This is a genomic window from Pseudoalteromonas sp. APC 3355, from assembly GCF_030407615.1.
GTDB lineage: Bacteria > Pseudomonadota > Gammaproteobacteria > Enterobacterales > Alteromonadaceae > Pseudoalteromonas > Pseudoalteromonas distincta.
In genome coordinates, this window is record NZ_JASDDB010000005.1 from 1 (window position 1) to 24,436 (window position 24,436).

The window sequence follows — 24,436 nt, forward strand, 5'->3', positions numbered from 1 at the left end:
ACTACATAGGCTCTGCCTTGCCTAAATACCAAACAGACTGCTGCAAATTTAACCTTGAAAGATCAACAGACCCTAGATAAAAAAATTTTTGCCTCGTTCTAGCGTAATTTTCTTAACGTTAAATAGACCCCATATATAAGCAGATTGGTATTAAATACTTGCAGGCATTTTATTACAACTGGCGTAGTAACTTACCGTAGCCGGCCAATCTGAAAAAATACCCATTACCCCCACGTCCTTTGCGAGTACGTCGACTACTGTCATCATGTCGCCATCGTTATCTATAACATCAGCAATTGATTGATAGTAATAACCTCCACCTTCATTAAGCGGGCCCGAGCGCTCAAGGCTCCATGCAATAAGCTTTAAACCTGCTGCTTTTGCGTCAATAGCGTATTGCGATGGCACAATATTACTTTCGTTATCTATTGTTAGCATCATCCAAATTGGAGGAGCTAAAATCTTCACCCCGTCAGCCACTAACTCATCCATACCCGGTTGCCATGTTTGTGGGTTACTTGGATCAAATCCGGCTTCACTGTCGCGACCATCTAGGTAAACGCTTTTATCTGCAAAGTCAGGGTTATTGTTAATCCAGTATTTTACGTCTTCAAGGTTAAATGATTGCGGATAAACTTTTGAGGCTGGCACACCCATTTGCGTGTACTCGTCTAGCATTTTTTGCGCATATTGTTCTTGTGTCATTCCATCAAATGGCATACTTACTTGTGGCGATTTTAGCTCTGGTGTCATTTTTACACCTAGCTCATTAAACAGTGCAATGCTTTGTTTATGGGTCATCAATGTGCCATTGGTGGCATATAAATCAGTGCGCCAACTTGGTGTGCCATCCATGTAATCGGCAACGGTCGTTGCATTAGTGTTTGCACCATCCATTTTACCTTCAAGGGTTAAAAACTCCGCTAAGCTTATATCGCTGGTACAACATTTTGCAGAAGCGGTAATACCATTAGCAGGGTCGGCTGGTGTAAATGGCACACTGCATTTAGCTGCAAGTTCAGGAATGGCTAAAATATTAGTTGTGGTATGTAAATCGCATTGAGAGTGGCGACAAACAAGCTCTTTGTCGTTTGTAAATGTAACATCGCATTCAACAATGCCAGCGCCCATTCTTGCTGCCGCAATGTAGGCTTCTTTAGTGTGTTCTGGGTATTGCATTGATGCACCGCGATGACCAATTGAAAAATCGGTGCGGTAAAAAGGACCTTCGCTGCATGACTCTAATTTTGTTTTTAGTGTGCTTTGCGCCATATCGTTAATTAAATAGTCAGGGCGAGTCCCTAGCTGAATATTTACTCCTTCAGCAACCTCTACAACAATGGGTGTAGGTACTTCAACAATTTCCACTTCGGTGTTGGTAACAACCACTTCTTTTTCTACTATTTCTACATCGTCGTCGCAGCCAGCAAGTGTGGCTAACAATATACAGCTTGTAAGTAAGGTAATACGTTTCATTGTTTATCCTTAAAAAGTAAAATTTGTACTACCTTAATGATTATTAATGACGATTTTGCTACAAGCTTATTAATTTACTTTTTTATTAAGCATTTGATTGACCAATAATGCACCTAACATTATAGCAGCCCCAATACTTAACCGAACTATATCGGCATCTCGGTTCCAGATCAGCACGTTAATTATAATCCCAGCTGGGATAAGCAAGTTATTCATAACTGCCAAAGCACCTACGTTGACAAGGGTTGCGCCTTTATTCCACATAAAGTAACCAAGTCCTGATGCAACCAACCCTAAATAAATTAGTATGCCCCACTGTGTGAAAGTGGTTGGTAATTTGTTTGAGTTACCAAATAATGCATAGCAAATTGTGGCAATAATAAGTGCGCCTATAAAAAACCATCCAAATACGGCTTTGTCATCAAGCTGATTGTTATTCATTAAGCGTTTGTAGGTAACTTGGCCTACAGCAAAACTTATATTCGCCCCTTGAACGATTAATAAGCCGATTATGAAATCGCTATTTAGGTTTTCGTAACGAATAGTAATTGCACCGATTACAGCAATAAGTGCGACTATAAAAAAGCGTGGGTTAAAGCGTCTGTTCAATCCATCATTTAGCAGGGTAATGTACAAAGGAGTCATTACAGTAAATAGCAGCACTTCGGGAACGGTTAAAAATAAAAATGAGTGGTAGTAAAAGCTATACATAACACCAAGTTGTATAGCGCCAATCAGCATAAGCTTTAAGGCTAAAGGTTTAGGCGTTTGTTTGAGCTTTAAAAAAGGTAAAAAAATCAGTGTTGCCAGTGCTATGCGTATTAATACGCTAAACCAAGCGTCAACTTGGCCTGCTAAATACACACCAATTAAACTAAACGAAAACGCCCAAAGCAAAGTGACTGCAAATAAGTACTGCATAACCATCATCTTTTAATAAATATTGAGCTAAGTTTATCTGTTATATGTGAGGGTATAAACAATAAAAGCCCGCAAGCGGGCTTTTATAAAAGTGAGCTTAATAAATTAAGTTATTTACTCAACTAAACCACGGCGCTTAAGTAATGCGTCGGTAGTTGGTTTTTGACCTCTAAACTCAATGTAGCTTTGCATTAAGTCGCGGCTGTTACCTTTAGATAGGATTTCTTTACGGAACTTATCACCATTTTTACGTGTTAAGCCGCCGTTGTTTTCCATGTGTGCAAAGGCATCGGCTGCAAATACTTCAGTCCAAAGGTATGCGTAGTAACCCGCAGAGTAACCACCGGCAAATGTATGGCTAAAGTAGTTTGATTTATAACGCGGTGGTACAGGGTAGTAATCAATACCGTGTGCTTTAAGCGCATCGCTTTCAAACTTTTGAACATCAGTAATTTTTTTATCTGAGCCAAACGAGTGCCATTCCATATCAAGTAAAGCAGCTGCTAAATATTCAGTGGTACCAAAACCTTGGTTGAATTTTTGCGATGCAAGTACTTTATCAAGTAAAGCTTGTGGAATTGGCTCACCTGTTTTGTAGTGTTTGGCGTAGTTAGCAAGTACCGTAGGTTCAATCATCCAATCTTCATTCGCTTGCGACGGAAACTCAACAAAGTCACGCGCTGTAGCAGTACCCGCTAAGCTTGGGTATTTAACGTCAGAGAATAAACCGTGCGCCGCATGACCAAACTCATGGAACATAGTTGACACTTCGTCGAAGGTCATTAACGTTGGCTCGCCTGCAGCAGGTTTTGGAATGTTCTGCGCATTATAAATAACTGGTTTAGTGCCTTTTAAGCCGCTTTGACTTACGTAAGCGCTCATCCATGCACCGCCACGCTTACCTTCACGTGCGTATGGGTCTAGGTAAAATAAACCGATGGCGCTGCCGTCAGCGTTAAATACTTCGTAGGCTGTAACATCTTCATGATAAACCGGTAAATCTTTACGCTCTTTAAATGTAATACCGTAAAGCTTATTCATCGCAAAGAATAAACCATCGTGAATTACAGAATCCATTTCAAAGTAAGGCTTAACAAGGGCAGGATCTAAGTCGTACTTCTCAGCACGTACTTTTTCCGCGTAAAAAGCCCAATCCCATGGTTTAAGCTCAAAGCTTTCACCTGAATCGTTAATTACTTTTTGAATAGCAGCTGCTTCAATTTTAGCTTTTTCAACTGCTTTTGGTGCTAAGTCATCTAAAATGCCATACACGTTGTCAGTTGTTTGTGCCATACGCGAAGTCATTACATACGATGCCCAATCTTTAAACCCTAGTAGCTCTGCTTTTTGAGCGCGTAGGTTTGTTTCTTCAATAATAATTGGGCCATTAGTTTTTGCTGCACGGTTAGCAGAGGCTTTAAAAATTTGCTCACGTAGGTCGCGGTTTTCAAGGCTTGATAAAATTGGCTGTTGAGTCGTATTTACTAGCGTGATCATGTAGCCGTCTTTACCTGCTTTTTTAGCAGCGGCCGCAAGACCTGCAATTTCACCTTCAGAAAGGCCAGCAAGTTTAGATTTATCGGTAACTACAATGACATCTTCTTTAAACGATTTTAAAATGTTTTGAGAAAACGCAGTAGAAAGCTCTGCAAGTTGTGAGTTGATTTCACGCATTTTTGCTTTTTCAGCGTCATTTAATTTAGCGCCTGCTTTTACAAATTGCTTATAGTAAAAATCCACCAGGCGTTGATCTTCAGCATTAAGCGAGTCTTTGTTGTCGTAAATAGTTTGTACGCGCTTGAATAATGCACCATTTAAGTAAATGTCGTCAGAGTGAGCAGATAATACCGGCGCCATTTTTTTACTTATACGTTGGTATTCGTCATCAGAAATCAAACCTGAAAGGTTATAAAAAGCAGCTGATACACGGTTTAGTAGCTCGCCAGACATTTCCATTTCAACTAATGTATTTTTAAAAGTTGCAGGAGCTGGGTTGTTAGCAATAGCTTGTATTTGCGCAGTATGCTGAGCAATACCAGCATCAAAGCCGGCTTCGTAGTCTTTTGTACCAAACTTATCAAACTCAGGTGCCATGTATTGTAATGGGCTTGGTTTGAATAAAACATTGTTTGCGTTCATGTCTTGCACTTGTGCTGCGCTCTCTTTTGCCATGTCTTGAGGTTCGTTAGAAGAACAAGCCGATAGGATTAGGGCACTAGCAATAGTAGTGGCGATCAGGGTTTTACGCATAATAACTCCATAAAAAGATTAGCCGAAATAGGCTTTGCGAGTCGAAAAACCTAGTTAACTTATCAAATTTGTGGGTTTATACAATAAAGTTTATCGGTATTAAGGGGGATTTGAACGCAAATTAGCTAATAATAAGTATTAAGGTGGGTAAAAGTAGCTCTAAAATTAAACGTTAAAGCTACTTAATTATACGATTGTGTGCTTGAGAGGGGGTTAGTTATAACCTAAAACAAATTTTTTCTCTGAGCCAAAGCTATTAGATTGCTGCCCAAACTCTTTATTAATAGTTGCTAGAGTTTGCTCTTGTTCGGCGAGCAAGCACAAAACTTTATTTCGGTAATCTAGGCTGCTTTCAAACAATTTTAAATCTACCTGCGGCTGCAAAGTAGCGAGTCTTTGATTTAGAGTAAGTTGTGTCATATGTGATCTCCAGTGCTTGTACACTATTTATATAGCACTCGGTGCAATAAAGAGTTAATAAATTGTTTATAAAATTCATATTGAACTTATTAACTTGGCGTTTTAGTTATATTATGACGTACTAAGCTTAGCGAAAACTGAACCACACTTTTTTTTAGTGAACAAATAACAATCAAAAAAGATATTGGGAACACTTATGACCCTCGAACAAATTAATCAATACTTAGCCTTTGTAATATTCACTTATAACGATGTGAATATTACGGTAGCAAAAGTAATTCAAGTGCCACTTATATTGTTTGCTATGTGGTTTGTAGTCACACGTATTGGCAAGCTTATTAAAAAAACATTACTCGCTAAAAAAATAAGCCAAGACGCAGTGCATTTGTTTACTCGAATTTACTTTATTTTAAGTATCGCAATTTTAATTTTTACATCGCTTGAAGTGCTCAGCATCCCGCTTACGGCATTTGCTTTTGTATCCGGTGCGATTGCTATTGGTGTAGGTTTTGGTGCACAAAACATTATTAATAACTTTATCAGCGGTTGGATATTGATGTGGGAGCGCCCAATTCGCATTGGTGACTTTTTAGAGGTAGGTAACGCAAAGGGCGTAGTTGAAACTATTAATACGCGTTCTACACGTATTCGCCGAAATGACGGCGTACATATGCTTATACCTAATTCTCAATTGCTCGAAAATACAGTAACAAACTGGACGCTGATAGATGGTAATGCACGCTCATCGGTCAGTGTCGGCGTTGCGTATGGTTCAGACGTTATACTGGTTAAAAAGCTTATCCAGCAAGTACTTGATGATCATGATGCAATATTGGTTAATCCAAAGTCATCAGTGTTATTTGATGACTTTGCAGATAGCTCGCTTGTATTTAATGCTATTTTTTGGGTATGCGCCGAGTCTGAAACCATGCTTAGAAAAGTGCGCAGTGATATTCGTTTTAGTATTTATGCTGTATTTGAAGAGCATGATGTAGTGATTGCGTTTCCACAGCGCGATATTCATATAGATGGTGAAATTGCTTTTAAAAGGTCGTAGTTCTAATAAAAAAAGTCGCTTGCGGGTGACTTTTTTTATGAGTAACCATAACGTTTCTATTTTGGGTTAATATGTAAAGCAATCCATTTTTCCTACTTTACTTCGCGATCTTCAATAAAGGACATATGTCCTCATTATTAGGTTTTCGCATCTAAATATTGATAAAAACACGTAATCTTGTAGTTAAATGTTGCAAAAAAGTTTCCATTTATGTTCATATTTATGCAGTAAAATTATTACACAATGGTATAATCTTAATCGTTCGTTCAGCCTTGTTACTCCGTTTTGTACTCTCGGTGATGAGGTCCGCGCGCCATATAGCAAGTCGCGAAAAATTGTACGAGCCCGCAATGAATACATTGCGCAACACAAAAAACCGTTGAACAAGAGTGCATACTAAAGGTTAATACCCGACATGAAATCATTAAAGAAATCTGCAATAGCGACAATTATTAACGCTGCACTACTATCTGCTGCTGGCACATCTATTTCAGCATTCGCCGCTGAAGAAGAAACGGCTAAAAAAAGCAATCAACTAGAAGTTATTCAAGTTACCGCCCGTAAACGCGTAGAAAATGCACAAGAAGTACCTGTAGCTGTATCTGCATTACAAGGTGATAACCTTGATGCATATAGCTCTGCAGGTATGGATATTCGCTTTTTAAATGCGAAAATTCCAAGTTTATCTATTGAGTCTTCATTTGGTCGTTCATTCCCACGCTTTTACGTTCGTGGTTTAGGTAATACCGATTTCGATTTGAATGCATCACAGCCAGTATCACTTGTTGTTGATGAAGTAGTTCAAGAAAATGCAATTTTAAAAGGTTTCCCAGTATTTGATGTTGAACGCGTAGAAGTATTACGTGGTCCTCAAGGAACGCTATTTGGCCGTAACACGCCAGCTGGCCTTGTTAAGTTTGATACTGTTAAACCAAGTCAAGAATTTGATGGTTATGGCTCTGTTTCATACGGTAGCCGTGGTGCTGTAGATACAAGTGGTGCTGTAGGTGGTGCTTTAACTGACCGTTTATCTGCTCGTGTTTCATTATTATGGCAAGACAAAGACGATTACATTGATAACCAAGCTCCAGGCTTTGAAGCTAAAGATGAGCAAGGTGGTTATACTGAAAAAGCGGCACGCGTTCAGTTTTTATATGAAGGCGATGATTTTACTGCTTTATTAAACTATCACACACGTGACTTAGATGGCTCACCAATTGCCTTTCGTGCAAATGTAATTAAAGCGGGTACTAATGAGCTAGTAGATAACTACGAAAGTGATGTTGTTTATCAAGATGCGGCATCTCGCTCTACTCAACAAGTAGAATCTGAAGGTGCAAGCTTAAAGCTTGAGTGGGAACTTAAAAACCACACAATTACTTCAATTTCTGCATGGGAAAGTGCTGAAATATATTCGCGCGCTGATATTGACGGCGGTTACGGCGGCTTCTCAATCGATGACGTTCCAGTTGCTATGGGACCTGGTTTTATTCCTTTCTCTTCAGAAAGTGCTGATGGCATTCCAGATCACGACCAGTTGACGCAAGAACTACGTTTATCTAGTAACTTTGATGGTGACTTAAATTATCAAGTAGGTGTATTTTACTTTGATGAAGAACTAACGATTGAAAACTTTAGTTATGACACTTCAAATAATGGTGTTTTAAATGGTTATGTTCGCCAACAACAAGACACAACTGCATGGGCTGTATTTGGTTCTGTAGATTATACTTTTTCAGATGATTTAAAAGTAACAGCGGGTCTTCGTTACTCTGATGATGATAAGGATTTTGTAGCTGATCGTACACTTAGCCCAATTGGCGGCGGTGCATTACTTGTAGAGCGTGATGTTAGTGACGACCATGTTAGCTGGGATTTATCTGCAAATTACAAAGTAAACGATGATGTTAACTGGTACGGCCGTGTAGCAAATAGCTTCCGCGCACCTAGTTTACAAGGTCGTATTTTATTTGGTGATGATGTAACAACAGCTGAATCAGAAACGGTAACATCGTACGAGACAGGTATTAAATCAGACGTGCTAGACGGCCAAGGTCGTGTAAATGCAACTGTGTTTTATTATACGATGGACGACCAACAGCTTACTGCTGTAGGCGGTGGTGCTAACTTTAACCGTTTAGTTAATGCTGATAAAACAACTGGCTATGGTTTTGAGTTAGATACGCAGTGGGTATTAAGCGATGAGTTTAATGCAACGTTTAACTTAAGCTACAATAAAACAGAAATTAAAGATAACGATTTAGCTGTGGCTGTTTGTGCACAATGTACGGTAACAGACCCGACTTTCCAAGTAGCAGGTGCGTTTGGTCCTGAAGATCGTGCAATACTTGATGGTAACAGCTTACCGCATGCTCCTGAGTGGATCTCTAACTTTACGCTTCGCTACACTAAAGAACTTGCCGATGGTAACTTCTTCGCAAGCGGTGATATTTCTTATCGTAGTAAAATCAATATGTTCCTTTACGAATCAGTAGAGTTTGAAGGTAAAGAGCTTATTGAAACAGGTCTTCGTACAGGTTACACATGGTCTGAAGGCGATTACGAATACGAAGTTGCTGCGTTTGTTCGTAACTTATTTGACGAGCAACAAGTTATTGGCGCTGTAGATTTCAATAACAATACAGGTATTGTTAACGAAGAGCGTTATGTTGGTGCTGAATTTAAAGTTAACTTCTTCTAAAGATAACCTTAAATTATATTAATTTTTAAAAGCCTGCCTTGTGCAGGCTTTTATGTTTTTATAAAGCTGGTAAAGTAGCGTTAATTAATTTAAAGAGATAAAAAGATGGCTGGATTTTGGAATTACCGTGTAATTTTTTGTGAAGCAACGAAAGACGAAGCAGCGCAATATCAAATACATGAAGTAGAATATAACCTAAATGGTAAAGTAACTAACTGGTCAGAAACTGGCGCAGCCCCTTTTGGAACAACCTTAGATGAGTTAAAAGATGACTCTGAGCGTTTAAAAACAGCATTTGATAAGCCAGTACTTAAAGTTGTACGTAAAACGCGTGGCTACGAGCTTGTTGATGTTGATACGGGTGAAGAAGCAACGGGTGAGCCGCCAGCAGGCTTAACGCAATAACTGTATTTATATAAAAGGTGCTTAAGGCGCCTTTTTTTATTGTCAAAATTTAGCTCAAGTTAAATAAGGAATGAGGATGACATTAGAAGCAGTATTATTTGATATGGATGGCACATTAGTTGATTCAGAAAGCATGCACTTTGTATGTTGGAGTAAACTACTTAAGCCTTATGGTGTAAGTTATTTAGAAAATGATTTTTGTCAGCGCTTTTCAGGACGACCCACTTTAGAAGCTGCAATAGAGATTAAGCAAGAGCATAACTTATCGGTAAGTGCACAGTTTTTAGCAGATGAAAAATACCGTTTATTTGGCGAATATGTATTAACACATTTACCACCACTGATGCCGTTTACTGAGCAAACGTTGAAAGCTGTAAAAGCGAGTGGCTTAAAAATGGCGCTAGTAACGGGCAGTGCTAAAAGTGAAGCCATGCCAATACTGAAAGGTTTAGGGTTTTATGAGCTGTTTGACACGGTGGTAACAAAAGACGATGTAACTAATCCTAAACCTGCAGGGGATGCATATTTACTGGCACTTAAGCAGATAAATATACAGGCAGGCAATGCAATAGCCGTTGAGGATACATTTACCGGCGTTACGGCGGCCAACAACGCGTTGTTACGTGTTGTTGCCATTGCTAATAGCCACACTAAAGATCACGATTTCAGCCAAGCTACCTATAAAATGAGTAACTTAGATGAGTTTTGGCAATGGGTGCAATCTCAACTATAGTTTAAGCCAACTTTTACGTGCTTGGATGCGCCAATGTTTACTATTAAACACCTGCTTTTAATTGTTATTGTACTTTTTACGCAATGCATAAGTGCAGCACAACCGTCTGTTTTACTGGCTAAAGTATATGACGAAACTAAGCATTATGATGTAAGTAAATATTTAGTCAGTGAAAAATATGATGGCGTAAGAGCTATCTGGACCGGCACGGAGTTTGTAACTCGTAAGGGTAATATTATCAATGCGCCAAGTTGGTTTACAGCGCCATTGCCAAATGTATGGCTTGATGGTGAGCTGTGGACTAAACGTGAGCACTTTTCTGCGCTTAGTGGCATAGTCAGAACTAAAAAACCTAATAATCATGATTGGCAAACTATTACTTATAAAGTATTTGATATGCCAAATGAAAATCTGCCTTTTAGCACTCGCTATAAAAACTATAATGAGCTTATTACTAGCCTAAACTCGCCGCACATTAGTGCTGTAGTTCAATATAGCTTTACAAATAATGAGCAACTTACAGAGTATTTTGACAACATAACTAAGCAGGGCGGCGAGGGCGTAATGCTTCATTTGGCCAGCGCTAAGCACAGCAATGGAAGAAGTAATGCATTACTAAAATTAAAACCTTATTTAGATGCAGAAGCGGTTGTAATTGCGCACTTACCAGGCAAAGGTAAATATCAAGGTATGTTAGGGGCATTAAGGGTAAAAACAGCGCAGGGGCAGGTATTTTCTATTGGTACTGGGTTTAATGATGCACAGCGCTCCATCCCACCGGAGATTGGTAGTACTGTAACGTACCGATTTCATGGCTTAACAAAAAATGGGTTACCGCGTTTTGCTAGTTTTTTACGGGTCAGAGATAGTTTATAACATTTATAAATTTTACAAAGTGTGCTAAATTGCGCGGCCTTTTTGGTAATGTGTGGTGAAGTATGTTTGTAGGTTTTGATTACGGTAGTTCTAATTGTGCTATGGGTGTAATGAGCGAGGGTAATGTTCAATTAGTACCGCTAGAGCAAGGAAAACATTACTTACCGTCTACACTTTACACTCATCACAGTGCGTTGGTTGTGGATTTTGTTGCTAAGCATTTACATGGCACAGCCCATGAGCATGACTTTTTAACGCAGCGCCAAGCATTATTAAATACCTTACCTCGTATTAAGTCAGACCTTGATTTACAACCTTCAGATGAAACCCTATTTATTGGTCGTGAAGCGATTAGCGAGTACGTGCAGTTCCCTGAAGAAGGCTATTTTGTTAAGTCCCCTAAATCATTTTTTGGTGCAACAGGTTTAAAGCAAGGTCAAATTAACTTTTTTGAAGATATCGCAACCGCGATGATCTTAAAAATTAAGCAACGCGCTGAGCTCTCTTTAGGTAAAACACTTACACAAACAGTGATTGGTCGCCCAGTAAACTTTCAAGCTGTGGGTGGTGAGCAATCAAATCAACAAGCGGTCGGTATTTTAGAGCGTGCTGCTAAACGCGCTGGTTTTAAAGACGTAGAGTTTTTATATGAGCCACTTGCTGCGGGTATCGATTACGAGAGTGATTTAACTCAGGATCAAAAAGTACTCGTTATTGATATTGGTGGTGGTACAAGTGACTGCTCATTTGTACAAATGGGCCCAAGCTTTAGAGGAAATAGTCAGCGCGATAGCGATTTTTTATCTCACAGTGGTAAACGTGTTGGCGGAAATGATTTAGATATTGCTTTGAGCTTTCATGGTTTAATGCCGTTATTGGGTTTAGGTAGTACGTTTAAATCGGGTTTGCCTTTGCCTAATCAAGCGTTTTGGCAAGCGTGTAAAATTAACGATGTAAACTTACAAAGCCAATTTTATAGTGAAAGCCATACCCGAGAGCTAAACGCACAATTACGTGATGTAAGTGCACCTGAGCTTTATAAGCGTTTAATACATTTACAGCAAAACAAGCAAGGCCATCAGTTAGTGCAACAAGGTGAAGCGGCTAAAATAGCACTTTCGTCTGCTAGTGTGTTTGATTGTGATTTAAGCTTTTTAGATAGTGGGCTGAATAAAAATGTATCTGTAAGAGATTTAGCTGTTGCCGTTGAGAGTAGTATTAGCCAAATAGTTACTTTAGCAAAACAAGCAATCAGCGACGCTGCGACCACGCCAGACATTATCTATTTAACAGGCGGTAGTGCACAATCACCATTGATTAAAGCGGCTTTAAGTGAGCACTTAGGCGATATAAAAATGGTTAACGGGGATCACTTTGGTAGTGTAACTGCTGGCCTGACTAAATGGGCCAGCATGCTTTATAAATAACCTAGATTACAATTGAGGTTTAAAGATCTATTTGTCGGGTTGCGAGATATTTTTCGTAATCTGGCAATGTACGTTCAAGCTCTATGTCCATAAGCGGTGAGCTTAATAACATATCTGCACTCACTTCATTACACGCCACCGGAATATTCCAAACAGCTGCTAAACGTAGTAGTGCTTTAACATCAGGGTCATGAGGCTGTGATGCTAATGGGTCCCAAAAAAATATTAAAACATGTATCTCATGTTCTGCTATTTTAGCGCCAAGTTGTTGATCGCCGCCCATAGGACCACTTAAAAGCTGAACTACATCAAGCCCCGTGGTTTTTTGGATTAAATGCCCCGTAGTACCTGTGCCATATAAAGTGTGCTTACTTAGTATTTCTTTGTGTTTTTCACACCATAATTTTAGTGCTGCTTTTTTACCATCGTGTGCCACTAAAGCAATATTTTTTTGTGCGGGAAGAGATTGTGTTTTTTGTTCCATGCTAATTCTTTTTATTGGTGAACCTAAACTCGGAAGAATAAACCTCTTAACCAAAGTGCAGGTTAGTTAAAATAATAGATTGATAGCAAGGGCAATAAATACAATGCCAGTGATCCTATCAATCCAAAGTTGGCTATTTGGGTTACGTCTAAAAAACTGTGCAATTTTGTCGCCAAAATAAATATACGTGCAGTCAATCGGAAAAGCAAAAAGAGGGTAAAGTAAGCCAAAAAAAGCGAGCTGAAAAGTAGCCGATGAAAGCGTTGGATCTACAAATTGCGGAATAAATGCAATAAAGAATAATGCTACTTTAGGGTTTAGTACTTCAGTCATCATGGCCTGAAACATGACATTACTTTTTTTACTGGTACTTATATGCGGTTTATCGGTTTGCTTGTCATCAGATGTCGGCTCTGGCTGATTTAGCGTGCCTTTAATCATCATAAACCCTAAATAGCATAAGTATGCTGCGCCTGCGTATTGCACTGCTGCATAGGCACTAGGGGAAGCTTTTAGGACTGCGCTTAGGCCTACAACAGCAAATAGCGTATGAACAACCCCACCTAATGCAAAACCAAAAGCACTTTGCATACCAGCGCTTCGACCATTAGCAAATGTTTGCGCCATCAAAAATGCATTTGATGGCCCAGGCGCTACTGCCATTAAAAAGCTGGCTAATAAAAATGAGACTAGAAAGTCAGGATTGATCATTGAGTACTTTTAGCAGGGTGTAAAGTATGTGCTTTTTTACTCATTAAAATAAGCCAAAGCGGAACTAGTAATAACAAGTGAAAAGCAATCAACCACGGTGTGCTTAGCCCTAAATATTGGGTTAAAACGACAAGTATACTTGCGCCACTCATTTGCATAGCACCAAGTAATGCAGAGGCTGTGCCTGCTTGTTTAGGAAAGCTAGACAGAGACATTCCTGCAGCAGAGCCTAAACTTAAAGCAAACCCTAATGCAGCAATTAAGATAGGTAGCATAAGTGCAAATGCTGTTTCTATACCGCTAAGGGCTAACATTAAAATGCCTGAGGAAACCAGTACACTCACACCGACACGCAAAGCACGTTGGCTATTTCGTTTAATGTAGGTTGGTAAAATAAAACTAGCGACAATACTTATTACGGCATTTAACGTAAACCAAAAAGTAAAGTCGGCTACGGTGCCCCCTAAATGTGTAATAAGCCAGCCTGGTGCGAGCGTTACATACACTAATATGGCTGACATTGAGACCATACAAATTAGGCTATTAAACAAAAATACCGGTGTTTTAATAATCGGAGTAAAGCGACGTAAATCTAAAATATGCCCCTGATAATGACTATCAGCAGGGCGCGTTTCTCTAAAAAAGAATAGGGTAACAATAAGGCCCAAAATGGCAAACGCGGTTAAAAACATAAAGTTCATACGCCAGCCAAACTGTACGGTAAGCCAAGCCCCTAAAATAGGTGCCATTGCCGGAATAAAGCACACAATCCCGTTAAGGTAGGTGATCATTTGTCCGCTTCGTTCACTGCCATATTTATCACGCACTATCGCAAATGCGACAACAAATGTGGCACACGCTCCAAATCCCTGAAAAGCACGTGCTATTAGTAATATCTCAAAAGAAGGCGAGTAGTATGCGAGTAATGCAGAGCTTGCATACAAACTAATGCCCACTACTGCCACTGGTTTTCGGCCAAATCGATCAGCTAAAGGGCCCGCAATTAATTGGCCTAAACCCACTGTTAGCATAAAAATAGCAACGGTTTGCTGTACTTGTTGTTCAGTAACTGCAAATTGTTCTGCAATAGTTGGAAAAGCAGGTAGGTAAATATCGATTGCCATAGGGCAAAATATAACGAGTAACGCTAAGATAAGTAACAAAGTCATATTAGGTTTAGCGGGCTGTGTTTGCATTGAGTCTCCTTTTGTCGAGTATTTTAGGTGGGCACTCATAAAAAAGAAAGGGCTTATGACCCCTGCATAGGTCGTCATTCTTACTTTTTGATTGGATTAAGCGAAAAAGCCAGCATAAATGCACTTTTTAAAACTGGTCTGATGTGTTAATTTTAAAAAAGTAACTGTTGATGGAAAATAATAATGAGTAATAAATCTGCACTTGTACAAACATGGCATAAATTTAAGCGCCTACCTTTTGGGAATTGGCTTTTTACTAAAGCTGTTTGCTTTAAAGCGCCATATTTTGGTTCGATGAAACCTTACGTACTCGATTTGAGAGAGGGCCATTGTAGTGCGGTGGTTAAAAATCGTCGCAGCGTTCATAATCATATTGGTACCATTCATGCTATTGCGCAGTGTAACTTAGCTGAATTGTGTGCAGGTGTAATGGTTGATGCAACAGTGCCAGTTAAAACGCATCGTTGGATCCCAAAAGGGATGACAGTTAGGTATTTGGCTAAAGTAGATACAGATGTACGAGCAGTCGCTGAAATTGATTTACCACACAAGTGGATTGATAAAGAAGACTTAGTAGTACCTGTTAAACTGTATAATACCCGCAATGAGCTTGTTTTCACTGCAGATATTACTATGTACATTACTGAGAAAAAGTAACTTACGTAAAGCTGATTTGACTTAGCTTTTATCCGCGGCTTGTTTATTTACAAATGATAAGTCGCTGCCATCTTCTTTCAATAATGCTTTAACTTCTTTTGCGGGTTTTAGTTCTTTCGAAATTAGTTCCGGCTCTTCTTTTTCAAAGCGTTGCTTTAAACTGCCTTCAATTACTGCGCCTGCATCAATACTCAATGTATCGTGAAATACATCGCCATGAACATGAGCGCCACTTTGTACTTTTACTTCACTGGCATTAATAGACCCAATAACTTTACCTTTAACAATAACGCTTTTAGCTTCAACAATACCTTCAACAACTCCCGCTGAGCCAATAACTAAATGCTCCACTTTTATGTCACCATCAATACGGCCATCAAGCTGTACTTCACCTTGGCTAACTAAAGTGCCTGTAAGACGTACGTCTTCAGAAATAATAGACGGTGTGTGATTCACTCTTTTTAAATTAGAGCTAACTGTTTTTTGTTTTTTTCTACCAAACACGAGAAAGCGCCTTTGTTATTTTTAGAGGATTGACTTGTTTACCATTAAGTAATACTTCGTAGTGTAAATGTGTGCCTGTGCTTCGGCCAGTGCTGCCCATTAGGCCGATTACATCATGTTTAGTGATTGATTGACCTTTCTTTACTTTAATTTTATTTAAGTGTCCAAATCGAGTCACTAAGCCATTTTTATGTTCAAGCTCAATAAAGTTACCATAACCACCATTACGACCGGCACGAAGCACTACAGCGTCTGCTGGAGCGAATATTTCGGTTTTATGCCAACCGGCTAAATCAATTCCTTTATGAAAGGCATGATTACTATTCATAGGATCTTTTCTAAGGCCAAAATTACTCGAAATATAGTATTTAGCTTTAGCTAAAGGCAGGGTGTTTGGTAGCTCAGTTAAAAAGTTTTCTAAATTATTTAATATTAATAACTTATCAACGATGGCTAAAAAGTGGCTCGGAATTTTTGTTTCGTTAAATATATCAAGTGGCCCACCTTGTGCAGTTGTCTGGGCGCTTAATATTAGGTGTTGCTCAAGCGCAGACTCAATTCCTGCGCCTTTGACCATAGCTAAAATGGCTTGGTGACGTTCACTAATTTGGTTATCTAAATAGGTAAAGCTTTGCTCATACTGATTATTTAAGTTGGCCACTCTTGTTGCGAATGTGATTGGAGCGATTAACTGTGCTTGTTTACCTTTTTGATTTTCATCGACTAATGGTTCATGAAATTCATTGCCATTTTCATTAATAGGTACATCAAGTTCTGTATCAAGCTTAATGACATCTTTGCTAATTGAAGCAGGAAGGGATTCTATCATGCTTTGCAGTAGCGCCTGCTTTTGCTCAAGTATTGCAAGCTGCTCTAACTGCGTTGCTTGAAGGGCTTGTTGCTCACTGACTTTTTGTTGCCACAGCGTTTGCTCGGTTATTTGATTTTGTTTTATGTCAGAGATTTTATTTGTTTGTGTATAAACACGAAAGCTTGAAATACTCAGCCAAGTAAAAGTGACTAAAATAAGCAACGCTACAAGAAGTTGAAACCAAGAGGCTAAAACAACATGCTTAACTTCGCCATTTTGACGAATAAGTAGCTGACGAGCAGGGAAAAATTTATGATAAAAAGACTTTATAAATACTGACATGGCATATAAACACTGGCTATTAACCGAATTAAGATAGCAATTTGAGTTAAAAAAGCTAGAAAAAAATTGTAACTGTTCAAAAATTAATAAAAAAGGGCTGCTTTTAGTAAGCAGCCCTTTTAATAAATTTTTTAATATGCGTATTATTTTGCCGGCAGTACAGTACTCTCTACAGAGCCAAAACCTATACGTGCATAGCCTTCTTTTTCACACCAGCCACGCATAATAACGTTATCGCCATCTTCTAAAAAGCTACGTTGTTCGCCATTACTTAGCGTGATTTTTTCTTTACCGCCACGAGAAAGCTCAAGTAATGAACCTGCTTCTTCGTGTGTTGGACCAGACTGAGTGCCCGAACCTAGCATGTCACCTGGCATAAAGTTACAGCCATTTACTGTGTGATGAGTAACCATTTGTGCCACAGTCCAGTAAGAGTGCTTAAAGCTAGATGTTGATACGCGCGTTGGGTTATGGCCTTCGCTACGCATTTTTTGCGTTTGAATTTTAACATCCATTTGAATATCAAAAGCACCTTGGTCGCGATTCGCTTTTGATTCTAAATAGTCCATAGGCTGTGGATCGTTTTCATCACGTGTCCAGCTTGTTCTGTAAGGCGCTAATGCTTCGGTTGTTACAATCCAAGGCGATACAGTTGAGGCAAAGTTCTTAGCTAAAAATGGACCAAGCGGTTGGTATTCCCACGCTTGCAAGTCACGTGCTGACCAATCGTTAAATACACAAAAGCCAAATACATGGTTTTCAGCATTTTCGATAGCGATTGCATCGCCCAGTGCATTGCCTTTACCTAAGTAAATACCCAGCTCTAGTTCGTAATCAAGGCGTTTACAAGGACCGAATGATGGCACTTCTGCGTCTGGCGCTTTGGTTTGACCTTTAGGGCGATGAAATGTTTGACCCGATACGTCAATAGATGAGGAGCGACCATGATAACCAATAGGTACCCATTTATAGTTAGGTAATAATGGGTTATCAGGGCGAAATAAACTACCCACAGCTGTAGCATGATAAATAGAAGTGTAAAAGTCAGTGTAATCACCGATGCGACAAGGCAAAGAAAACTCTATATCAGACTGTGCAACCAATGTATCGCTAAGCGCTTGTTGGTGCTCAGAGCCTGCTCTTAGTGCTTTTGAAAGGGCTAAACGAAGGGCTGACCAATACTGCTTCCCTAAACCCATAAATGTATTTAAGGTTGCTTCACTTGCTGCATCTGCGGCTGTTTTAGCGTCACCTGTTAAAACGTTTAATTTACTTAGTTTTGCTAAATCGATTACTTGGTCACCAATTGCAACACCACCACGAAAGGCCTCATCAGACCCTTTACGACGAAATTCTGCAAACGGTAAGTTTTGAATCGGGAAGTCGCAATTATCAACATTAGCTGATTCTACCCAGCTGGTTAAATTAATATCGTGGGTTTCGTTAATTAGGCTCATTACATTTCCTTTGGATTTTACTGTATGGCGACAAGGTATAGTTTATTTAATCATACTTGTACTTGGCGCCATACTTTTTAAATATTAAAACGACAAAAAGCAGCGAAGTTCGCTGCTTTTAATTTACTCAAATATTTTATAAAACGCCGCGACGCTCTTGGTCACGTTCGATTGATTCAAATAATGCTTGGAAGTTACCTTCACCAAAGCCACCATCATCAACGCGTTGGATCATTTCTATAAAGATTGGACCAAATAAGTTTTTAGAGAAAATTTGTAATAAATAACAATTTTCACTTTGGCTATCTACGAGTATCTGATGCTCACGAATTTTTTCTTTATCTTCAGCAACCCAAGGTACACGGTCAAAAATAGTATCGTAGTACTCTGGGATAATATCTAAAGTGGCAATTGTTGATTTATCCAGCTTATCAAGAGAGCTTACTAAGTCATCTGTTAAAAACGCTAAATGTTGAACGCCTGGGCCGTTGTACTCACCAAGGTATTCATCAATTTGGTTGTTATCGTTACCTTTACCTTCGTTTATTGGAATAGAGAAGGTGCCGCATGGCGATTTAAGTGCATACGAAATAAGCGCTGTTTTTTGACCTTTAATGTCAAAGTAGCGTACTTCAGTAAAACCAAATACGTCTTTATAAAAGTTAGCCCATTTTTCCATGGTGCCTTTATAAACGTTATTGGTTAAATGATCGATTCGGATAAAGCCTTTATCTTCTACAACATTTTGCGTTTCTAAGTCTTCAAAATCACTTTCGTAAATAGTGCCTTTGTCGCCAAATTGTTCAATAAAGTAAATTAGGCTGTCGCCAATACCATAGATTGCAGGGTAAGGCATATTTTTATGCGTTGAGTCGGTCGCTGGTTTTGCACCACGCTCTACTGCAGTTTCAAATGCTTTTTGTGCATTCTCAACACGCCAACCCATTGAACAAATAGCAGGGCCATGGCTTTTAGCAAATTCTGCAGAAAAACCTTCACGCTCGTTATTCAGTAAAAAGTGAATATCGTTTTGGTTGTAATAAACAATGTCTTTACCTTTGAATTTTTTAAGCTTAGAGAAGCCAAAATCAGTAAATACTTTATCCATATAATCAGCATCAGGTGTTGCGTACTCGGTAAATTCAATACCGACTAAACCCAAATAGTTATTTACTTCACTCATTATTATTACTCCCGCAATTAAGCACTGCGATTATGTGTTGTTGTCATATTGCAGTAGATAATCAACCAGATTTTTAATTTGGGGAAGAGGAGGGCGCTATTTAGTATGTAGCGCATGTGTAAATTTTATAGGACGGTTATTATAAAGTTACGTGTTTGTAATACAGTTAAGTAAAATGAAGTTATATGGTATAAATTCAAGTGGGAGTGCTTGTTTTTAAGTTATTGTATTTAAATACTAAAAAGGAGGTTTAACCTGCGCTAAACCTCCTTTTACAATTAATAAGCAAAAGTCTTTTTGTATGTAATTGTTTACACTTTAAGAGCCGTTACCAAAGAACTTGTTCCGTTGCTCTATCCACACGTTAGTTTTAATTGCTGGAGCTGCTTGGTAATGGCGTTCAATGGTTTGATTTAGCACTCGCGTCGGTTGCTCAAAAGACAGCTTTTGTTGTGCGCTACCCATACTTTTAATTTCATCTCTGGTCATAGCACGTCCTGCATAAAGCAGCGAATTTAAGTACCCTGGTACTGTTTCATAATTGTTATCTGTAAAAAGCAATACAGATTGATTGAGTGCCCAGCGACTATCGATTTCGCCATCCTCTTTTACGCCAGCAAGTTCTCCATCTATATAGACTTCAAATACCCCGTTGGTTGGTGCTGTATAAAATACAAAAGCTATACGATGCCAAGAGTCAGGTTGTGTATTGCCAAAATAGCCGCTATCGCTAGTTGCTTGTCCATAGCCGCCGCTTGGGTCAATAAACATATCGGCATCATCATTAAGATAATCAGTTGTATTGGCTTGCATAATTGCACGGTAAATATCTTTACCTTCTGCGGGCCAGTATAAATCCATTACCAAGGTGTAGTCAGACACCATTCCTTCATTTGCAAAGTCACCATTTGCAGGTGTGTTTAAATCAATAAGTAAGCCTTCTGTTGGAGCGTGGCGAGAAAACGCCATAACACCTGAAGGGCCATCACTTAAATCATCAATATTTAATTGAGTAGTGGTGCTATATTGTGTCTCTGCAGTGCCCCAATTTGTTTCATCTGGATCAAAGTAGCTAAGTACCGAAGGTCCAAAATCAGCTGCTAACGGGTTGTTAGTATCGTCAAAATTCCATACGGTTACATTTGCTAAGTTGTTGCATGAATAAAGTTCGGTGTCAGTGTCAAGGTGAAGGCACTGACTTGTTCTTGCACGTGCATATTTATCAAGTAGCCACCAAGCTTCAGCTATCGGTTCTACGTTTGAGAATGTAACACTATTAAAAAATAAATCAGGATTCAAAGCTGCTCCTTTAAATAGTGCAACTTCGTAATTATTAGTGGGTTGTATATCTTCAGGTTTAAGTAAAAACCAATCTGGTTGACTTGCAAACATCGTTGTTAAGTCGCTTCCCGATACTGTTACTTTATATATAGAGTTAAACCCTGGCGTATTTGATGGCTGCCTTTCTACGTAAAAAGCTTTATGGAAGTCTTCTTGAGTCAGTGTGCCGGGTGTCCAGCGCTTTTGTACTAGTTCAGGGTTAAGTAATGCTGCGTTAATTGTGCTTGAATGTTTTGCGGCTAAGGCGGTGATTTCGGCTAGCTGCGCATCAGTTGGATAGTTTTCAGAAATAGCGATTTCCGTTTCTGCATCGGGAGCATAACGCCCCATTATCTCATCTATAGCTAGTTTAGTTGTCTCATCGCGCTCATCAATTGTATCGGTTTCAATCGTTTTGTAATCAACAACTGGGGATGATTTATCAGCTAAATTAAAATTAAGCGTTAAGTCAGTAATACCCTTAGCGTAAAAGTCCGGTTGTAAAACAATAGCGCCGTTATCAAGGGTTGTGTAGCTTTCCCCACCGTGTGTATGGCCGCCAAGTACTAAGTCTATACCGGGTACGTTTGTTGCCATATCAGTATCTTGGCCGACACCTAAATGGCTCAACATAATCATGTAATCTACATCATCACTGTATTGGTTTACGATGCTTTGTGCGATTTGTTGCCATTGCCAGCTCATTTTAAATTGTTTAATAAAATCAGGGATCGGATCATCTTGAATTGGTTCATCTAACTCATTCCATGGCACTGAGGTCATGCCAAACACACCAAGTGTAATACATCCTACTTGAACTTTTGCAAATCCTACGCCTGCAAAATCTTGTCGTTGCTCTGCTTCATAACGAGTATTACTAGCAAGTACAATTGCATTCTCGTCTTGGGAATAACTTAGTAATTTTTCAGGGCCCCAAGCATAATCATGATTTCCAACGACTCGTAGGTCAAACTGCATTGCTTTTATAGCTTCTTCTGTTGCGGTACCTTGTGATAATTGCTCAGCAACGGTGCCTTTTTCATAGTCGTCACCACCGTTTGTAAATAAGGTGTGCGGGGTTTGGCTTGCTACTTGGTTGTAGTAGGCTTTGATCCGGCTGAAATATTGCTCTTCATAGCCAAAGCGAGCATGTAAATCTGCAACGTGAACAAACCTTACCGATTGCTCTGTTGCATTAGCGTCGCAAGTTGGGCCGATATTTGCGAAAGCTTCATTGCGCTGCATTTGTATTGCATATGTGCCCAGTGTTGTTACTTGAGCGCTAACAAATCTATCTAAAACTATTGAATTTGTAACAGTATCCCAGTTAGCGCCTGATAGTTTTGCGATAAACAGTTGTCCGCCTAATGCATAGTCATCAGGGATTTTTATTGTGATGGTAATAGGTTTTTCAAGAGTAAGCGTGGAGGGCGTAAGCGCATGTAAATCAGAAATTATATTTTGTTGTATATTCGTCTCATCTAATAATGTTTTCTCGTAGGTAAGCTCTACATCACTAGAAATAGCACTGGAAGGTGCATTAAATATAAAATTGCCTTCGTCTAAAGTAGCGTCTAAACCATTAGCGCTTGATAGCGTTAATTTGCTAGGTTCAGGCTCAACAGGATCGTTTGGATTAACCGTCACTTCATCACCGCTACCACAGGCAGTTAGAATAAAGCTAAGAAATATAAATATAATAACACGTGATATCGTTAACGATTGCATCTACGGATGTCCCTGAGTCTATTCAATAACCAATCAGGATATAATATCAGTTAACGGGGGCAGGGCAAAGTTGAATAAAAAATTCCCCCATAGAAGCTATGGAGGAATTGTCTTAGGTTATATTGCTACATTTGAAATAAACAATAATTAAGAGACTTTCTCTTCTAAACCTTGTTTTTCCCATACTTTAGCTTTAAAAGTCATTAGTACTAAAACAACACCAACACCAATGCTAAATAATGCAATTTGTAAGTATAAGTTAGGAATTTCATCAACATTATTCGGATCGAAATTACCAGCAAGTAAACCTGCGATGATGTTACCGATTGAGTAAGTTAATACAAACACACCCATCATTTGGCCAGTGTAACGTTTAGGCGATAACTTACTTACAGCACTTAATGCTACAGGGCTTAAACAAAGCTCACCCACTGTATGTAAAAAGTACGTAGTAACAAGCCAGTAAGGCGCAACTTTTAAGCCTTCAGCTGCGTAATGAGCCGCCATAAACATAACTAAAAAGCCTGATGCCATGATAATTAAGCCAATTGCACATTTAACGCTGTAGCTAGGTGATACTAAGCTTTTAGATAAGTTAATCCAAAGCGCTGCAAAAAATGGCGATAAAGCAATAATAAACAGTGAGTTTAATGATTGAAACCACGTTGTAGGGATTTCAAAAGTACCAATAAGACGGTCAGTATAGTCGCGAGCAAATAAGTTTAATGATGAACCAGCTTGTTCAAAGCCAGACCAAAAACATGCAGATGCAATACATACTAAAAATAGTGCCCACATTCTTTGTTTTTCGGCATCTGTTAAATTACCTGTAAAGTAAATAACTCCAAAATAAACAAAAAAGATAATAGTAAATACAATCGCTGTGTAACCTGCAACCACTGTTGGATTTATTACAATTGCGCCGGTCATTGCAGCCGTAGTAACTGCAGCAGCTGCAATTACAAATGCAGCAATACCGCCCCATGCACGTGAAGTACCTTTAGAGCCTAATGGATTAGCAGGTAAAGCACTGTGCTTTGGTAGGTTATTAAGTGTGAGTTTGTACTGCACTAAACCAATGGCCATACCTACAGCTGCCGCACCAAATGCCCAGTGCCAGCCTACGTTCTCCATAAAGTAACCACATACGTAGTAACCTATTAAAGAACCCATGTTAATACCCATGTAATAAATAGCGTAACCGCCATCACGACGCTCATCAGCATCGCTATATAATTGGCCTACCATTGCACTGATATTTGGTTTTAGTAAACCAGTACCTGTTGCTACAAATATTAAGCCAATAAAGAAAGAATAATCATGTGGAATAGCCAAAATAATATGGCCAATCATAATAATTATGCCGCCATACCAAACTGCTTTTTGACCACCAAACAATCTATCAGCTAGCCAGCCACCCGGTAAGCCTAAAAAGTATACTGCGCCTGTGTACAAACCATAGATTGCAGCAGCTGATGCAACAGTAAAGGCAAGGCCTTCTTCTTGTAAGCTTGCTGTCATGAATAATACGAGCATAGCTCGCATACCGTAATAACTCATTCGTTCCCACATTTCAGTGAAGAACAATGTCGAAAGTCCTTTAGGGTGGCCAAACCAACCACTATCTGGAGCTGAACTCATATTTACTTCCTAACTTTAAGAATTGTTGTAATGGCCTTATAATTTTTTGCTTTAGCTATCTTAGTATTTAGTCATACTAAAATGCTCGACCATCAGTTTATTATTTGTAGCTAAGATAATGATTTGCTATATGGTA

20 protein-coding genes are annotated in these 24,436 nt (G+C 39.1%); 7 read left to right on the forward strand and 13 right to left on the reverse strand.

What is annotated here, in order from left to right; all coding sequences use genetic code 11:
- Positions 1-150 precede the first annotated feature (150 nt).
- The 4 genes from QMA08_RS09775 to QMA08_RS09790 all read right to left on the reverse strand — a co-directional run bounded on the left by QMA08_RS09775 (position 151) and on the right by QMA08_RS09790 (position 5,067).
- Positions 151-1,476: a glycerophosphodiester phosphodiesterase family protein gene (locus QMA08_RS09775; protein WP_138489475.1), complete on the reverse strand. Its 1,326-nt coding sequence runs from the start codon at positions 1,474-1,476 to the stop codon at positions 151-153.
- Between the two features lie 69 nt (positions 1,477-1,545).
- Complete coding sequence (locus QMA08_RS09780; protein ID WP_175413904.1) at positions 1,546-2,397, reverse strand: carboxylate/amino acid/amine transporter; 852 nt, start codon at positions 2,395-2,397, stop codon at positions 1,546-1,548.
- A gap of 114 nt (positions 2,398-2,511) precedes the next feature.
- Positions 2,512-4,647 (reverse strand): M3 family metallopeptidase, encoded by a 2,136-nt coding sequence (locus tag QMA08_RS09785; protein ID WP_024598247.1) that lies wholly within the window; start codon positions 4,645-4,647, stop codon positions 2,512-2,514.
- Positions 4,648-4,860: 213 nt separating this feature from the next.
- Positions 4,861-5,067, reverse strand: a complete 207-nt coding sequence (locus QMA08_RS09790) for a hypothetical protein (RefSeq protein ID WP_002958182.1) — start codon at positions 5,065-5,067, stop codon at positions 4,861-4,863.
- A gap of 196 nt (positions 5,068-5,263) precedes the next feature.
- Here QMA08_RS09790 and QMA08_RS09795 point away from each other — a divergent pair, with 196 nt between their 5' ends.
- The 6 genes from QMA08_RS09795 (at position 5,264) to yegD (ending at position 12,266) form a co-directional block, all read left to right on the forward strand.
- Positions 5,264-6,124 carry a mechanosensitive ion channel domain-containing protein gene (locus QMA08_RS09795; protein ID WP_002958183.1) on the forward strand — a complete coding sequence of 287 codons (861 nt, stop codon included), beginning with the start codon at positions 5,264-5,266 and terminating at the stop codon, positions 6,122-6,124.
- A 415-nt stretch (positions 6,125-6,539) separates the two neighbouring features.
- Positions 6,540-8,825 (forward strand): TonB-dependent receptor, encoded by a 2,286-nt coding sequence (locus tag QMA08_RS09800; protein WP_290174403.1) that lies wholly within the window; start codon positions 6,540-6,542, stop codon positions 8,823-8,825.
- 105 nt (positions 8,826-8,930) lie between these two features.
- Positions 8,931-9,230 carry a hypothetical protein gene (locus tag QMA08_RS09805; RefSeq protein WP_193226140.1) on the forward strand — a complete coding sequence of 100 codons (300 nt, stop codon included), beginning with the start codon at positions 8,931-8,933 and terminating at the stop codon, positions 9,228-9,230.
- Between the two features lie 76 nt (positions 9,231-9,306).
- Positions 9,307-9,963 carry an HAD family phosphatase gene (locus tag QMA08_RS09810; RefSeq protein WP_290174406.1) on the forward strand — a complete coding sequence of 219 codons (657 nt, stop codon included), beginning with the start codon at positions 9,307-9,309 and terminating at the stop codon, positions 9,961-9,963.
- Positions 9,964-9,996: 33 nt separating this feature from the next.
- A complete protein-coding gene (locus tag QMA08_RS09815; protein WP_200219377.1) occupies positions 9,997-10,839 on the forward strand; it encodes a DNA ligase in 843 nt (280 codons plus the stop codon).
- Positions 10,840-10,901: 62 nt separating this feature from the next.
- On the forward strand, positions 10,902-12,266 hold the full coding sequence (gene yegD / locus QMA08_RS09820) for a molecular chaperone (protein WP_024595669.1): 1,365 nt from the start codon (positions 10,902-10,904) through the stop codon (positions 12,264-12,266).
- A gap of 19 nt (positions 12,267-12,285) precedes the next feature.
- Here yegD and QMA08_RS09825 read toward each other — a convergent pair whose 3' ends face one another.
- The 3 genes from QMA08_RS09825 to QMA08_RS09835 all read right to left on the reverse strand — a co-directional run bounded on the left by QMA08_RS09825 (position 12,286) and on the right by QMA08_RS09835 (position 14,657).
- A complete protein-coding gene (locus QMA08_RS09825; protein WP_200219376.1) occupies positions 12,286-12,750 on the reverse strand; it encodes a methylglyoxal synthase in 465 nt (154 codons plus the stop codon).
- A gap of 66 nt (positions 12,751-12,816) precedes the next feature.
- Positions 12,817-13,461 (reverse strand): LysE family translocator, encoded by a 645-nt coding sequence (locus QMA08_RS09830; RefSeq protein ID WP_182695997.1) that lies wholly within the window; start codon positions 13,459-13,461, stop codon positions 12,817-12,819.
- Positions 13,458-14,657: a multidrug effflux MFS transporter gene (locus tag QMA08_RS09835; RefSeq protein WP_024605847.1), complete on the reverse strand. Its 1,200-nt coding sequence runs from the start codon at positions 14,655-14,657 to the stop codon at positions 13,458-13,460. Before QMA08_RS09835 ends, QMA08_RS09830 begins: the two co-directional genes overlap by 4 nt.
- 183 nt (positions 14,658-14,840) lie before the next feature.
- Here QMA08_RS09835 and QMA08_RS09840 point away from each other — a divergent pair, with 183 nt between their 5' ends.
- Positions 14,841-15,314 carry a hotdog fold domain-containing protein gene (locus QMA08_RS09840; protein WP_193226136.1) on the forward strand — a complete coding sequence of 158 codons (474 nt, stop codon included), beginning with the start codon at positions 14,841-14,843 and terminating at the stop codon, positions 15,312-15,314.
- A gap of 21 nt (positions 15,315-15,335) precedes the next feature.
- On the opposite strand, the gene QMA08_RS09845 is transcribed toward QMA08_RS09840, so the two are convergent.
- The 6 genes from QMA08_RS09845 to QMA08_RS09870 all read right to left on the reverse strand — a co-directional run bounded on the left by QMA08_RS09845 (position 15,336) and on the right by QMA08_RS09870 (position 24,300).
- Entirely contained in the window at positions 15,336-15,818 is a 483-nt protein-coding gene (locus QMA08_RS09845; protein ID WP_002958196.1) for a polymer-forming cytoskeletal protein, read from the reverse strand.
- Positions 15,808-16,971, reverse strand: a complete 1,164-nt coding sequence (locus QMA08_RS09850; RefSeq protein WP_024605844.1) for a M23 family metallopeptidase — start codon at positions 16,969-16,971, stop codon at positions 15,808-15,810. The genes QMA08_RS09845 and QMA08_RS09850 overlap by 11 nt, the downstream gene beginning before the upstream one ends.
- A gap of 143 nt (positions 16,972-17,114) precedes the next feature.
- The gene (gene fahA, locus QMA08_RS09855; protein WP_002958201.1) at positions 17,115-18,428 is read right to left on the reverse strand and encodes a fumarylacetoacetase; all 1,314 of its coding nucleotides are present in this window, start codon (positions 18,426-18,428) and stop codon (positions 17,115-17,117) included.
- Positions 18,429-18,564: 136 nt separating this feature from the next.
- Positions 18,565-19,611 carry a 4-hydroxyphenylpyruvate dioxygenase gene (gene hppD, locus QMA08_RS09860; protein ID WP_002958202.1) on the reverse strand — a complete coding sequence of 349 codons (1,047 nt, stop codon included), beginning with the start codon at positions 19,609-19,611 and terminating at the stop codon, positions 18,565-18,567.
- A 318-nt stretch (positions 19,612-19,929) separates the two neighbouring features.
- Complete coding sequence (locus QMA08_RS09865) at positions 19,930-22,659, reverse strand: metallophosphoesterase (RefSeq protein WP_290174417.1); 2,730 nt, start codon at positions 22,657-22,659, stop codon at positions 19,930-19,932.
- 147 nt (positions 22,660-22,806) lie between these two features.
- Positions 22,807-24,300, reverse strand: coding sequence for a peptide MFS transporter (locus tag QMA08_RS09870; protein WP_039487117.1), 1,494 nt, complete (start codon positions 24,298-24,300; stop codon positions 22,807-22,809).
- Positions 24,301-24,436: the final 136 nt, after the last annotated feature.